General features: G+C 72.9%; 9 protein-coding genes. 7 read left to right on the forward strand and 2 right to left on the reverse strand.

What is annotated here, in order from left to right; all coding sequences use genetic code 11:
* Window positions 1-1,014 precede the first annotated feature (1,014 nt).
* Window positions 1,015-1,917 (forward strand): LysR family transcriptional regulator, encoded by a 903-nt coding sequence (locus IF45_RS0121755; RefSeq protein WP_018895938.1) that lies wholly within the window; start codon window positions 1,015-1,017, stop codon window positions 1,915-1,917.
* A 2-nt stretch (window positions 1,918-1,919) separates the two neighbouring features.
* Here IF45_RS0121755 and IF45_RS0121760 read toward each other — a convergent pair whose 3' ends face one another.
* Window positions 1,920-2,411, reverse strand: coding sequence for an Rv3235 family protein (locus IF45_RS0121760; protein WP_008409146.1), 492 nt, complete (start codon window positions 2,409-2,411; stop codon window positions 1,920-1,922).
* A 287-nt stretch (window positions 2,412-2,698) separates the two neighbouring features.
* On the opposite strand from IF45_RS0121760, the gene IF45_RS0121765 reads away from it, so the two are divergent.
* The 3 genes from IF45_RS0121765 to IF45_RS0121775 all read left to right on the forward strand — a co-directional run bounded on the left by IF45_RS0121765 (window position 2,699) and on the right by IF45_RS0121775 (window position 9,537).
* Window positions 2,699-3,208 carry a DUF6912 family protein gene (locus IF45_RS0121765; RefSeq protein ID WP_003950468.1) on the forward strand — a complete coding sequence of 170 codons (510 nt, stop codon included), beginning with the start codon at window positions 2,699-2,701 and terminating at the stop codon, window positions 3,206-3,208.
* A 73-nt stretch (window positions 3,209-3,281) separates the two neighbouring features.
* Complete coding sequence (locus tag IF45_RS0121770) at window positions 3,282-3,950, forward strand: HAD family hydrolase (RefSeq protein WP_010642834.1); 669 nt, start codon at window positions 3,282-3,284, stop codon at window positions 3,948-3,950.
* A gap of 661 nt (window positions 3,951-4,611) precedes the next feature.
* On the forward strand, window positions 4,612-9,537 hold the full coding sequence (locus IF45_RS0121775) for an NAD-glutamate dehydrogenase (protein WP_030309041.1): 4,926 nt from the start codon (window positions 4,612-4,614) through the stop codon (window positions 9,535-9,537).
* Window positions 9,538-9,623: 86 nt separating this feature from the next.
* Here IF45_RS0121775 and galE read toward each other — a convergent pair whose 3' ends face one another.
* The gene (gene galE / locus IF45_RS0121780) at window positions 9,624-10,586 is read right to left on the reverse strand and encodes a UDP-glucose 4-epimerase GalE (protein WP_015507204.1); all 963 of its coding nucleotides are present in this window, start codon (window positions 10,584-10,586) and stop codon (window positions 9,624-9,626) included.
* A 184-nt stretch (window positions 10,587-10,770) separates the two neighbouring features.
* Here galE and IF45_RS0121785 point away from each other — a divergent pair, with 184 nt between their 5' ends.
* The 3 genes from IF45_RS0121785 (at window position 10,771) to IF45_RS0121795 (ending at window position 13,655) form a co-directional block, all read left to right on the forward strand.
* On the forward strand, window positions 10,771-12,000 hold the full coding sequence (locus IF45_RS0121785) for an acyltransferase family protein (RefSeq protein ID WP_030309045.1): 1,230 nt from the start codon (window positions 10,771-10,773) through the stop codon (window positions 11,998-12,000).
* Between the two features lie 10 nt (window positions 12,001-12,010).
* Window positions 12,011-12,775 (forward strand): methyltransferase domain-containing protein, encoded by a 765-nt coding sequence (locus tag IF45_RS0121790; protein ID WP_030309047.1) that lies wholly within the window; start codon window positions 12,011-12,013, stop codon window positions 12,773-12,775.
* 67 nt (window positions 12,776-12,842) lie between these two features.
* Window positions 12,843-13,655, forward strand: a complete 813-nt coding sequence (locus IF45_RS0121795; protein WP_026048319.1) for a TylF/MycF/NovP-related O-methyltransferase — start codon at window positions 12,843-12,845, stop codon at window positions 13,653-13,655.
* The last annotated feature ends 176 nt before the right edge of the window (window positions 13,656-13,831 follow it).

Here is a 13,831-nt window from a genome sequence, read left to right on the forward strand (position 1 = left end):
TTTTAATGATACGGCGACCACCGAGATCAACACGTAAGGAGTCGTCGGCAGCGTCAGATGTGTATAAGAGACAGGAGTGGGGGGGGGCAGGGCAGGGCAGGTTGGCGCCGGCCGAGCCCCTGCCCCGGCGGTGGGCCGGTCGGGGGCGGCGGCGCTTGGGTGAGGCGTGTTCTTCGGGTGTGGCCAGGAGGAGACGCCCGGTGCCGCGTGGGTTGGGCGGGCGGGTTGGTACGGCCGGGTTCTGCCTGGGCTTCAGCAGTGGTGGTCGGCTCTGGGGTGCCGGCTTACGGAGCCGTGCCCGGTGTGGGGAATCCTGGGCCGGGAACTACTCGACTGGCTTACGCGGGCGGGGAATTCGCCCCGTAAGTGGGCGTTTCCGCACGACCGCGACCGCGACCGCGACCGCGACCGCGACCGCGGGGCAGGGCCGCTCACGCAGACTCCGGAACTCCGGCCCGGTGATCGCGCCCCCCCGAGCCGGCAGCACGAGTGCGGGGCCCGAACCCCCGTATCGGGCCCCGCACGCCTGCTGCCGGCTTCGCAGGCCGGTGGTGGTCTCCTGCGCCGCCGCTGCTCCGACGCCGGTCGCGTGAGGCGTCGGAGCCGGGCTCGGGGGCGTGGCTGGATCGCGTGGGGTGGTGGTGCGAGCGGAAGGCGGGTGTGCCGGGTGGCGCGGCGGGAAGGCGCCGTCTGCGGCTGGCCGGACTTCCGAGGGGAGGCCGTGCGCTCTACGGACCGGGGGCCAGGTGGCCGTTGCCGTCGGTCGTGGAGGGGGTGGGGTGCTTCTCCGTGACGGGTTCGGCTCCGGGGGATTTCCGTGTGCGCATGAGGAATTGGCCTTATGGGGTGTGGTGCGGGGAAATGCGGTGGTGAATGAGGAAAGGGCGCGGGGCGTCGTCGCCGGTGGGCCCCTGCCTCGTACATCCTGCCGGGTGGGGTTGGTGTGAACAAGTTAGGATTGCTAAACGCTCGTTTAGGGGCGGCGGGGGGATACCTGCTCGACTGGGAGAACGCATGCTGGAACGGCTGGAGTTGGAAGCCTTCCTCACCCTCGCCGAAGAACTGCACTTCGGACGTACCGCCGAGCGGCTGCACGTCACGACCGGCCGCGTCAGCCAGCTTCTCAAGAAGCTCGAAGGGCGCGTCGGCGCGCCCCTCTTCGTGCGCAGCAGCCGCACCGTCGAACTCACCGAGATCGGCAGCCAACTCCGCGAGGATCTCCAGAGCGGTTATGAGCAGATCGCCCGCGGAATGGAACGGGCCGCCGAGGCGGCGAGCGGGGCGCGGAATTCGCTGCGGGCCGGATTCATCGGTGCCCTCGCCGGCCAGGTGATCCACCGGGCCGCGCGCAAATGCGCGGAGGAGGGAAAGGGCTTCGCGGTTCTCACGCGCGAGGTGCAGGTCTCCGAGTCCCTCGCGAGCCTGCGCGAGGGGCACGTCGACGTGCTGGCGATGAGCCTGCCGGTCACCGCGCCCGACATCGTGGTGGGGCCCGTCCTCTTCTCCGAACCCCGGATGCTCGGGGTCCCCGCCGGGCACCGGCTGGCCGACCGGACCACGGTGTCGCTGGAGGACCTGGCCGGGATCACGCTGCTGCGGCCGGCCCGTTCAGGCGCCGACGAGTGGCTCACCGACCGCCACCCCGGGCACACGCCGGAGGGGGCGGCGATCGTCGGCGGGCCGCGCGTGCAGACCTTCCAGGAGGCGTTGCAACTGGCCGGGGCCGGTGCCGGCGCCATCATCGTCGGCGCCCAGGCCCAGCAGTTCTACAGCCGGCCCGACCTCGTCTACGTGCCCTTCCGGGACGCGCCCCCCATCGAGTGGGCCCTCACCTGGCTGCGGGCCAAGGACGCGCCGCGCAAGCGGGAGTTCGCGCGGATCGCCCGTGAGGTGGGGCAGGCCCACGTGCGGGGCTGACCTCAGGGCTCGGCCCGCTCCCGGTGCCGGCCGTCCGCCTCGACGGCGGCGCACCGCCAGCGCAGGTCGGGGCCGCGCTCCAGGCGGAAGGCGAGGGCGTGCACGCGCTCGCCGCTGCTGATCCTGGCGAACGCCTCGACGACCCCGTCCCGGGGCGCGTACTCGTCGCAGTGGCGGACGGCCGGTTCGCGGCCGGGGGGCAGGAACGGCTCGTCCGCCGGGGCCAGCCGGACCAGTTGTTCGTACGCCTCGCCGACCGTGTGGCTCAGCATGGAGTGGACGGGGCGGCGGCCGGTGAGGACGGCGAGGAGCCGGTCGGCGAACCAGTAGCGGGGGACTGCCTCGCGCGGGCGGCGGACGGTGCCGTGGCCGGGGCGGCGGCCGTCGCGGCGCGCGGTCGCGGGACGGGTGGTCGCCGGGCGGCGGGTGGTCGCGGAACGGGTGGGGGAGCGGCGGGCGGTGGTCCGGCCGGGGCCGGACGGGGGCCGGTGCATGGCGCCTCCTGGTGTGCGGGGTGACGCGGTCTACCGGGCGGTAACCGCTCGCCGCAGCCTGAGGTCCGGGCCGCCCCCGGGCCAAGCCGGGCAGAGCCCGGCCGAGGAGCCCGGGAAATTCACCTATCAGGAGGAGAAGCAGGGGGCAGAGCACTGCCGCCGCAAGGCTTGCGGGGGTGAGGGAGCGACGCCGGGTTGACGGTTCACGCGGCGCCGCCCGCCTCCGAAGGGGGACCCCGGACACGTATCCTGGGCCCGTCCAGACCCGACCACGGAAACGGCCCCTCATGCGTGTCTACGTCCCCCTGACCCTGCCGGCTCTCGCCCAGGCGCACCGGGCGGGCGAACTGGGGCCCGGGCCGCTCACCGCCTACGCCGTCACGCCCGGCCTGCGCGAGTGGTACGTCTCCGACGACATCGAGGAGCTGGAGTACGCGGCGCTGACGCGGGCCGCCCACGGTTCGCTGCGGCTGCTCGCCGCCGACCCCGGGGCGGTCCGCAAGCGGGTCGTCGTCGCGGTGGACATCGCCGACGGCGCCGTCCACGCCGACCCCGACCGGGCGCTCGACCCGGACGCCCTCGGCGAGGTGCGGCTGGAAGCGGCCGTGCCGCTGGCCAAGGCGGCCGCCGTCCACGTCGACGCGGACGACGCGGCGGTGGACGTCGCCAAGGCGGCCGAGGCGCTGGCGGCGGCCGACGGCGGCGACGCGGACGCCCAGTTCGTGGTGGACGGCGCCGACGACCACGAGCTGCTCTGGTTCGCGACCCAGGAGATCGAGCACCTCATCGCCGGCTGACGGCCTCCGGCCCCGCTCCGGCGGCCCGGAAACCTGCTGGCCGGGCCGTTGCCGACCCCGTTACCTTCGAACCATGCCCACCATCACGCCGCACATCGTCTGGGACTGGAACGGCACGCTCTTCCACGACACGGAGGCGGTCGTCGGCGCCACCAACGCGGCGTTCGCCGAGTTCGGGGTCGCGCCGATCACCCTGGAGCAGTACCGGGAGCTGTACTGCGTGCCCATCCCGCGCTTCTACGAGCGGATGATGGGGCGGGCGCCCACCGGCGCCGAGTGGGAGGTGATGGACGGCGTCTTCCACCGGTACTACGGGGAGCACAGCACCCGGTGCGGCCTCGCCGAGGGCGCCGAGAAGCTGCTCACCGGGTGGCAGCAGGCGGGCCACAGCCAGTCGATCCTGAGCATGTACGGGCACGAGGAGCTGGTCCCGCTGGTCCAGGGACTCGGCATCGACCGGCACTTCCTGCGGGTCGAGGGGCGCACCGGCACCGCCGGCGGTTCCAAGGCCGAGCACATGGTGCGCCACCTCGGGGCGCTGGACGCCGTACGGGCGGAGTCCACCGTGGTGATCGGGGACGCCGCCGACGACGCCGTGGCCGCGCACGCCGTGGGTGCCCGGGCGGTGCTGTACACCGGCGGGACGCACAGCCGGGGGCGGCTGGAGGCGACCGGGGCCGTGGTCGTCGACACGCTCGCGGAGGCCGTCGAGGTGGCGCACGGGGCGTTCGAACAGGGGTGACGGAAGGGGGCCGGGCCGGTGGCGGCCGGGGCTCCCGCACCCCCGGTCGAGGGTGAGTTGCGTTACACCCGGCCCGGCGGAACGCCGCCGGAACGCCCTCGCAGGCCCTCGGAACCCGGCCTCGCGACCTCCCGCGGTGGCTGAAAAGTGCCCCACCCCTCTGAGGTTCCCGGGCCGGTGCCGGGAGGGCCGGTTCCAGCCCCGGGAGCGCGTTCCGCGCGGCAGGGGCGTCGCCCCGCGGCTCCGCCCGGGTGCCACCCCCGTGCGTCCCGGGTGCCCCGGGTGGCTCGTGTGTCCCTCTACCCTCTCGCGCCCCGGCTCCGGCTGGGCGGACCGGCCAAGTTCCCCCAGTGGTTTTGTACGAAAGCGGCTCATGACGTCCGCCCCCGGATGCGAGATAGCCTGGCCTCGTGATCAGCGCGATACGCGACGGGGGCAGTGGCGCCCCCGGACGGTGCCCGGTGTGCGGCTTCTGTGCCGTCCCGGGCCCGCTGTGCTGGTCCCCTCCGGGAGAGCGGGCCGCCCACAATGGCCGATAACACCCCGCTCGTCCCGCTTCCCGGCATAACGTCGAATCCGACCGGAGACCCCGCGTCGCGGCGTTACGTCCCACACGTTTCATCAACGTCTCGCAACGGCGCGTGACAGGAGCCAGAGGACCATGCAGACCAAGCTGGACGAAGCCAAGGCCGAGCTGCTCGAAAGGGCGGCCGAGGTCGCTGAGAACAGCCCGGCAGGGGGACGCCTCCCCGTCGGGGCGACGGGCGAGGGCGCGCCGGATCAGGACTCCGTGCACGCCTTCCTCCAGCGCTACTACCTGCACACGGCCGCCGAGGACATGGCCGACCGCGACCCGGTCGACATGTTCGGCGCCGCCTACTCCCACTACCGGCTGGCCGAAAACCGCCCGCAGGGCACCGCCAACGTCCGGGTGCACACCCCGACCGTCGAGGAGAACGGCTGGACCAGCAGCCACTCCGTGGTCGAGGTCGTCACCGACGACATGCCCTTCCTCGTCGACTCGGTCACCAACGAGCTCTCCCGGCAGAACCGCGGCATCCACGTCGTCATCCACCCGCAGGTCGTGGTCCGCCGCGACATCGCCGGCAAGCTCGTCGAGGTGCTGCCGGGCGGCGCCGCCGAGCGGCCGCTCGACGCGGTCACCGAGTCGTGGATCCACGTCGAGATCGACCGCGAGACCGACAAGAGCGACCTCAAGCAGATCACCGCCGACCTGCTCCGCGTCCTCTCCGACGTCCGCGAGGCCGTCGAGGACTGGGAGAAGATGCGCGGCGCCGCGCTGCACATCGCCGAGGACCTGCCCGCCGAGCCGCTCGACGACCTCGGCGAGGAGGATGTTGAGGAGGCCCGCGAGCTGATGCGCTGGCTCGCCGCGGACCACTTCACCTTCCTCGGCTACCGCGAGTACCGCCTGATGGACGACGACTCGCTGGCCGCCGTCCCCGGCACCGGCCTCGGCATCCTCCGCGCCGACCCGCACCAGGACGAGGACCGCCACCCGGTCAGCCCGTCCTTCGAGCGGCTCCCCGCCGACGCCCGCGCCAAGGCCCGCGAGCACCGGCTGCTCATCCTCACCAAGGCCAACAGCCGCGCCACCGTGCACCGGCCGAGCTACCTGGACTACATCGGCGTCAAGAAGTTCGACGCCGAGGGCAACGTCGTCGGTGAACGCCGCTTCCTCGGCCTCTTCTCCTCCGCCGCGTACACCGAGTCGGTCCGCCGGGTCCCGGTCATCCGCCGCAAGGTCGCCGACATCCTCAAGGCCGCCGGGTTCTCGCCCAACAGCCACGACGGGCGCGACCTCCTCCAGATCCTGGAGACCTACCCGCGCGACGAGATGTTCCAGATCTCCGCCGAGGAACTCCTGCCGATCGCCACCAGCGTCCTCTACCTCCAGGAACGCCGCCGGCTCAGGCTCTACCTCCGCAAGGACGAGTACGGCCGCTACTACTCGGCCCTCGTCTACCTGCCGCGCGACCGCTACACCACCGGCGTGCGGCTGCGGATCATCGACATCCTCAAGGAGGAACTCGGCGGCACCAACGTCGACTTCACCGCCTGGAACACCGAGTCGATCCTCTCCCGCCTGCACTTCGTGGTGCGCGTCCCCTCCGGCACCCAGCTGCCCGAGCTGACCGACGCCGACCACGACCGCATCGAGGCCCGCCTGGTCGAGGCCGCCCGCTCCTGGGCCGACGGCTTCGGCGAGGCACTCAACGCCGAGTGCGGCGAGGAGCGCGCCGCCGAACTCCTCCGCCGCTACCAGGGCGCCTTCCCCGAGGGGTACAAGGCCGACCACTCCCCGCGCGCCGCCGTCGCCGACCTCGTCCACCTGGAGCGGCTGCGCGGCGAGGGCGAGCGGGACTTCGCCCTCAGCCTCTACGAGCCGGTCGGCGCCGCCCCCGACGAGCGCCGCTTCAAGATCTACCGCACCGGCGAGCCCGTCTCGCTCAGCGCCGTCCTCCCCGTCCTGCAGCGCCTGGGCGTCGAGGTCGTCGACGAGCGCCCCTACGAGCTGCGTCGCGCCGACCGTTCCACCGCCTGGATCTACGACTTCGGGCTGCGCGTCCCCGGCCTCAGCCACGCCAACGACTTCCTCGGCGACGACGGCCGCGAGCGGTTCCAGGAGGCGTTCGCCGCCACCTGGACCGGCGCCGCAGAGAACGACGGCTTCAACGCCCTGGTCCTCGGCGCCGGGCTGACCTGGCGCGAGGCGATGGTGCTGCGCGCCTACGCCAAGTACCTGCGGCAGGCCGGATCGACCTTCAGCCAGGACTACATGGAGGACACCCTCCGCAACAACGTCCACACCACCCGGCTGCTCATCTCCCTCTTCGAGGCGCGGATGGCACCCGAGCGGCAGGCCGCGGGGCTCGAACTGACCGACGGCATCCTGGAAGAGCTGGACGGCGCCCTCGACCAGGTCGCCTCGCTCGACGAGGACCGCATCCTGCGCTCCTTCCTCACCGTCATCAAGGCGACCCTGCGCACCAACTTCTTCCAGCACACCGAGAGCGGCGAGCCGCACGGCTACGTCTCGATGAAGTTCGACCCGCAGGCCATCCCCGACCTGCCCGCGCCCCGCCCGGCCTTCGAGATCTGGGTGTACTCGCCGCGCGTCGAGGGCGTCCACCTGCGGTTCGGCAAGGTCGCCCGCGGTGGTCTGCGCTGGTCCGACCGGCGTGAGGACTTCCGCACCGAGATCCTCGGCCTGGTCAAGGCGCAGATGGTCAAGAACACCGTGATCGTGCCGGTGGGCGCCAAGGGCGGCTTCGTCGCCAAGCAGCTGCCCGACCCGGCCAAGGACCGCGACGCGTGGCTGGCCGAGGGCATCGCCGCGTACAAGACCTTCATCTCGGCGCTGCTCGACATCACCGACAACATGGTCGCGGGCGAGGTCGTGCCCCCGGCCGACGTGGTCCGCCACGACGAGGACGACACCTACCTCGTCGTCGCCGCCGACAAGGGCACCGCCACCTTCTCCGACACCGCCAACCAGGTCGCCGCCGACTACGACTTCTGGCTCGGCGACGCCTTCGCCTCCGGCGGCTCGGCCGGCTACGACCACAAGGGCATGGGCATCACCGCCCGGGGCGCCTGGGAGTCGGTCAAGCGGCACTTCCGCGAGCTGGGCCACGACACCCAGACCGAGGACTTCACCGTCGTCGGCGTCGGCGACATGTCCGGCGACGTCTTCGGCAACGGCATGCTGCTCAGCGAGCACATCCGCCTGGTCGCCGCCTTCGACCACCGCCACATCTTCATCGACCCGAACCCGGACGCCGCCACCTCCTACGCCGAGCGGCGCCGCCTCTTCGAACTGCCCCGCTCCTCCTGGGCCGACTACAACACCGACCTGATCTCGGCGGGCGGCGGCGTCTTCCCGCGCAGCGCCAAGTCGGTCACGGTCAACGCCCACATCCGCGAGGCCCTCGGCCTGCCCGCCGGGACCACCAAGATGACCCCGGCCGACCTCATGCGGGCCATCCTCACCGCCCCGGTCGACCTGCTGTGGAACGGCGGCATCGGCACCTACGTCAAGTCCTCCGCCGAGTCCGACGCGGCCGTCGGCGACAAGGCCAACGACGCCATCCGCGTCAACGGCGCCGACCTGCGGGTCAAGGTCGTCGGCGAGGGCGGCAACCTGGGCGCCACCCAGCTCGGCCGCATCGAGTTCGCCCGCGACGGCGGCAGGATCAACACCGACGCCATCGACAACAGCGCCGGCGTGGACACCTCCGACCACGAGGTGAACATCAAGATCCTGCTCAACGCGGTCGTCAACGACGGGGACATGACGGTCAAGCAGCGCAACACGCTGCTCGCCGAGATGACCGACGAGGTCGGCACGATGGTGCTGCGCAACAACTACGCGCAGAACACCGCCCTGGCGAACTCCACCGCCCAGGCCCCCTCGCTCCTCCACGCCCAGCAGCGCTTCATGCGCCGGCTGACCCGTGAGGGCGCCCTCGACCGGGCCCTGGAGTTCCTCCCCGGCGACCGGCAGATCCGCGAGCTGCTCAACAACAGCCGCGGCCTCACCCAGCCCGAACTGGCCGTGCTGCTCGCCTACACCAAGATCACCGCCGCCGAGGAGCTGATCTCCACCCGGCTCCCCGACGACCCGTACCTGATGCGGCTGCTCCACGCCTACTTCCCGAAGGCGCTGGTCGAGAAGTTCCCCGAGCAGATCGTCGCGCACGCGCTGCGCCGCGAGATCATCACGACGATGCTGGTCAACGACACCGTCAACACCGGTGGCGCGACCTTCCTGCACCGGCTGCGCGAGGAGACCGGGGCCTCCCTGGAGGAGATCGTCCGGGCCCAGCTCGCCGCCCGCGAGATCTTCGGCCTGAGCGCCGTCTGGGACGCCGTCGAGGCGCTCGACAACCAGGTGCCGGCCGACGTCCAGACCCGCATCCGGCTCCACTCGCGGCGCCTGGTGGAGCGCGGCACCCGCTGGCTGCTCAACAACCGGCCGCAGCCGCTGGCCCTCGCCGACACCATCGACTTCTTCCAGAAGCGGGTCGGCGAGATCTGGGCCCAGCTCCCCACGCTGCTGCGCGGCTCCGACCTGGAGTGGTACGAGTCGATCCTCGAGGAACTGGTCGAGGCCGGGGTCCCCGAGGAACTGGCCGGGCGGGTCGCCGGGTTCTCCTCGGCCTTCCCCACCCTCGACCTGGTGGCCATCGCCGACCGCACCGACAAGGACCCGATCGCCGTGGCCGAGGTCTTCTACGACCTCGGCGACCGGCTGCGGATCACCCAGCTCATGGACCGCATCATCGAGCTGCCGCGCGCCGACCGCTGGCAGTCCATGGCCCGCGCCTCCATCCGCGAGGACCTGTACGCGGCCCACGCGGCGCTCACCGCCGACGTGCTGGACGCGGGCGGCGCCGACGCCAGCCCGAAGGAGCGGTTCGAGGCGTGGGAGCGGCAGAACGCCGCGATCCTGACCCGCGCCCGGGCCACCCTGGAGGAGATCCAGAACTCCGACGCCTTCGACCTGGCCAACCTCTCGGTCGCCATGCGCACCATGCGCACCCTGCTCCGCAGCCGCGCCTGACCCGGCCCCGGACAGACCACCGGCCCGCTCCCGCTTCGGCGGGGGCGGGCCGGTGGCCGTAGGGGCAGGTGCCGCAGGTCCCGGGCCTACCGCCCGGGCCAGCCCTCCCACGCGGAGGTCACCATGTCGCGCGGCGTCAGCCGGGCCCGCCAGTCCAGGGCCTCGGCGGCGCGGGCGGTGGAGGCGACGACGCGGGCCGGGTCGCCGGGGCGGCGGGGGAGGACGACCGGGTCGATGTGCTTGCCGGTGACGTCGTTGATCAGGTCGATCAGCTCGCGGACCGAGACGCCCCGGCCGCTGCCGATGTTGACGGTCAGGTCCTCGCCGGGGGTGGCGGCGGTCAGCGCGCGGGCGGCGGCGGCGTGGGCCTCGGCGAGGTCGACCACGTGGATGTAGTCGCGGACGCAGGTGCCGTCCTCGGTCGGGTAGTCGTCGCCGAAGATCTGTGGGGGCACGCCGTCGGTGAGCCGCTCGAAGACCATCGGGACGATGTTGAAGACCCCGGTGTCGGCGAGTTCGGGAACGGCGGCGCCGGCCACGTTGAAGTACCGCAGGCAGGCGGTGCGCAGGCCGTGGGCGCGGCCGGTGGCGCGGACCAGCCACTCGCCGGCCAGCTTGGTCTCGCCGTAGGGGTTCATCGGCGCGCAGGGCGTGGACTCGGTGACGAGGTCGACGTCGGGCATGCCGTAGACGGCGGCCGAGGAGGAGAGGACGAAGGAGTCGACGCCCGCGGCGACGGTGGCGGCCAGCAGGACGCGCAGGCCCTCGATGTTGTCGTGGTAGTAGCGCAGCGGCACCGAGACCGACTCGCCCACCTGCTTCTTCGCGGCGGTGTGGATGACGCCGGTGATGGCGTGGTCGGCGAAGACCTTGTCGAGCAGCGGCCGGTCCAGGGTGGTGCCCTGCACCAGGGTGGCGGAGGCGGGGAGGCGGCCTTCGACACCGGTGGAGAGGTCGTCGAGGACCACGGCGCTCTCGCCGGCCTCGTCCAGGGCGCGGACTACGTGCGCACCGATGTATCCGGCGCCGCCAGTGATCAGCCAGGTCATGGTCACCTGTTTCGTCGTGTCCCGGGCCGCCCGTCGTACCGGGGTGCGCGGGGCGGCCCCGGGCGGCCGTGTGCCCCGACCGTATCCCCGACCGGCCCCCCGATGCCGCCAGCCGGGGCCTATCCGCCGGAGCCACGCGGCGAATGATCGACACGGCGTGATGATGAAACTACCTTCGGTCGCGATGTCTGCCCTCGCCCCCGCCTCCGCGTCCCCCGCCCCCGCCCCGCCGGGCAGTCCGCCGGACGCGCTCGCCCCCGGCGGCCGGGTGGACGCGCTGACCGGGCTGCGCTTCCTCGCCGCGCTCGCCGTCTTCGCCCACCACTTCACCGGGCTCGGCGGACCGGGGAGCGGGGTGGCCCGGGTCCCGGCCTTCTTCCCGTACACCACGATGGGGGTGCACGGGGTCGGGTTCTTCTTCGTGCTCTCCGGGTTCCTGCTGGCCTGGGGGTATCGGCCGGGCACCTCCGCCCGGCTCTTCTACTGGCGGCGCGCCGGGCGGATCTGGCCCGCCCACCTCGCCGCCAGCCTGCTCGCCCTGGTGCTGCTCTTCTGGTGGGGCGGCCGGGCCACCGACGCCTTCTCGGTGCTGGCCTCGGTCCTGCTCGTGCAGACCTGGTTCCCCGGGGTGACCCCGACCCTGCCGGGCAACAGCGTCGCCTGGACCCTCAGCGTCGAACTCTTCTTCTACGCCCTCTTCCCGCTGCTCGTCCGGGGGGCGCTGGCCCTGCGGACCCGCACCCTCCTCGCCGTCTCCGCCGGTTCGCTCGCCGTCATGGCCGCCGTCAACCTCTGGCTGCTGACCCACCTCTCCGGGGCGGCCGCCGAGTGGGTGATGCGCCACCCGCTGGCCCGGCTCCCGGAGTTCGGGCTCGGGCTGGCCGTGGCCCTGGCCCTGCGCCGGGGGCTGCGTCCGGCGCTGCGGGCCTGGCCTGTGGTGGTGGCGCTGGCCGCGTACACGGTGGCGTACACCCGGCGCGCGGAGTGGGCGGGGGAGGGAGCCGTGGTGCTGGAGGCGACGGTGCGGCCGGTGGTGGCGGTGCTCGCGGTGGGGCTGGTGGTCGCCTGCGTGGTGCGGGCCACCGGCGGCGGGACGCGGGGCGAGGGGTGGCTGGCCTCACCGGTGATGGTCCGGCTCGGCCTCTGGTCATACGCCTTCTACCTGCTGCACCAGACGCTCAACTACGCCATCACCGACCGCTGGGGGCACCAGCCGGCCGGCGGGGTGGCGCTCTTCACCATGATCGGGACGGCGGTGGTGGCGACCGCGCTGGCCGGGGCGCTCTACCACGGGCTGGAGGAGCCGGCCCGGCGCTGGTGGGCGGCGCGTCCGCCGCGCTGGGTGACCGGCGGAGGTGACCTGCGGCGGGTTCGGGCGTTGTTCCTCCCACACAGGAGCGGGGGACCTTCATGAGGAGTCGCGCATGCACCGATCGGCCTACGAGCAGATGCAGCTCTGCGTCGCCGCCTACCTCCCCACCGGCCGCCGCGTCCACGTCGTCGACCTCGGCTCCCGCGTCTCCGACGGCCAGAAGCTGACCCACCGCACCCTGCTGGAGGGGTACGACGTCGCCTACACCGGCGTCGACGTGCGCCCCGGCGCCAACGTCGACCGCGTGATGACCGCCCCCTACCGGGTGCCCGTCAAGTCCTCCAGCGCCGACGTGGTCCTCTCCGGGCAGGCCTTCGAGCACATCCCGTTCTTCTGGGCGTCGATGCTGGAGATCACCCGCGTCCTCAAGCCGGGCGGCCTCGCCTTCGTCACCGCCCCCTCGCGCGGCCACGCCCACGACGCCCAGGACTGCTGGCGGTACTACCCCGACGGCTTCCGCGCGCTGGCCGCCTACTGCCGGCTCGACCTGCGCGAGGCGTACACCGACTTCCCGCCCGCCGAGGGCATCCGGCACGCCTACCGCGCCATCGACGCCAAACACGCCTACTGGGGCGACTCCGTCGGCGTCTTCCAGAAGCCCCGCAACCACCCCCGCCTGACCATGGCCCTGGTCCGCGCCACCACCCTCTGGTGGGCCAACCGCGTCGGCGGCGTCGACTCCGTCCCGCTGCCCGCGCCGCTCCCCGGCCGCGAGCACTGCGGCCGGCCCGCCCCGAGCGCGCCGGTGCCCGCGCCCGCCACCGAGCCGGACCCGGACCGGACACGCCAGGGCGCCCCCGGCCGCGCGGGTGCGTAAGCCACTTATCAACCCTCAGTTGACGAGACGTGACATCTGGGACAAGGCGTGCGTACTGTCAGGTGGCATGGCATGGAAGAACACGGTGAACTCCGTCCTCAAGCAGCTCACCGGATACCACCTCACCCGCGCCGCCGTCCCGGCTCCCCGCGTCGCACCGGTCCCCGCCCCCGAGCCGGCGCCGAAGCCCCGGCCGAAGAAGTTCCACCTCCCCGAGGACTACGACGAGGAGGCCAAGGAGACCGTCCGCGCCGTCAAGCCGTGGACCATGACCTCCCCGGAGCGGCTCAACGCCTTCATCCTCGCCACCCGGTACGTGGTGCGCCACCAGATCCCCGGCGCCGTCGTGGAGTGCGGGGTCTGGCGCGGCGGTTCGATGCAGGCCGCCGCCCGGACGCTGCTGAGCCTGGACGCCGCCGACCGCGACCTCTACCTCTTCGACACCTTCGAGGGCATGCCGCCGCCCACCGAGGAGGACCTGCGCCGCGACGGCCGCTCCGCCGGGGAACTCCTCGCCGCCCAGGGCAAGGACCGCCCCATCTGGGCCGTCGCCTCCCTCGACGACGTACAGGCCGGCTTCGACCAGGTGCCCTACCCCAAGGAGCGGCTCCACTACGTGCAGGGCCTGGTCGAGAAGACCGTCCCCGCCGAGGCGCCCGAGCAGATCTCCGTCCTGCGCCTGGACACCGACTGGTACGCCTCCACCCGGCACGAGCTGGAACACCTCTACCCCCGGCTGGTCTCCGGCGGCGTCCTGCTCATCGACGACTACGGCTACTGGCAGGGCTCGCGCCGGGCCGTCGACGAGTTCCTGGAGGCCACCGGCGAGCGGCTGCTCCTGCTCCGCATGGACGAGGGCCGCATCGCGGTCAAGCCCTGACGCGCCCCGCCCCGCCCGGCCACCTGGCCGCCCCGGCGCCCGTCACCCGAACGGACCTGCGCAAGTGACCTGTGCCGGGGTGCCGGGTTGTTAACCCTTGAGGGGTGCCTCGCACCGGAGCTGCCGGGCACCCCCACCGGGCCCCGGCGGGACGCCTTCCCCCCGTCACCCCAGTC

It is taken from the genome of Streptomyces albidoflavus (assembly GCF_000719955.1).
Taxonomy (GTDB): Bacteria; Actinomycetota; Actinomycetes; order Streptomycetales; family Streptomycetaceae; genus Streptomyces; species Streptomyces albidoflavus.

Bases quoted from the DNA above. Each gene is read 5' to 3' on its own strand.
- IF45_RS0121755 (WP_018895938.1), top strand. From the start codon at position 1,015: ATGCTGGAACGGCTGGAGTTGGAAGCCTTCCTCACCCTCGCCGAAGAA.
- IF45_RS0121760 (WP_008409146.1), bottom strand. From the start codon at position 2,411: ATGCACCGGCCCCCGTCCGGCCCCGGCCGGACCACCGCCCGCCGCTCC.
- IF45_RS0121765 (WP_003950468.1), top strand. From the start codon at position 2,699: ATGCGTGTCTACGTCCCCCTGACCCTGCCGGCTCTCGCCCAGGCGCAC.
- IF45_RS0121770 (WP_010642834.1), top strand. From the start codon at position 3,282: ATGCCCACCATCACGCCGCACATCGTCTGGGACTGGAACGGCACGCTC.
- IF45_RS0121775 (WP_030309041.1), top strand. From the start codon at position 4,612: ATGCAGACCAAGCTGGACGAAGCCAAGGCCGAGCTGCTCGAAAGGGCG.
- galE (WP_015507204.1), bottom strand. From the start codon at position 10,586: ATGACCTGGCTGATCACTGGCGGCGCCGGATACATCGGTGCGCACGTA.
- IF45_RS0121785 (WP_030309045.1), top strand. From the start codon at position 10,771: ATGTCTGCCCTCGCCCCCGCCTCCGCGTCCCCCGCCCCCGCCCCGCCG.
- IF45_RS0121790 (WP_030309047.1), top strand. From the start codon at position 12,011: ATGCACCGATCGGCCTACGAGCAGATGCAGCTCTGCGTCGCCGCCTAC.
- IF45_RS0121795 (WP_026048319.1), top strand. From the start codon at position 12,843: ATGGCATGGAAGAACACGGTGAACTCCGTCCTCAAGCAGCTCACCGGA.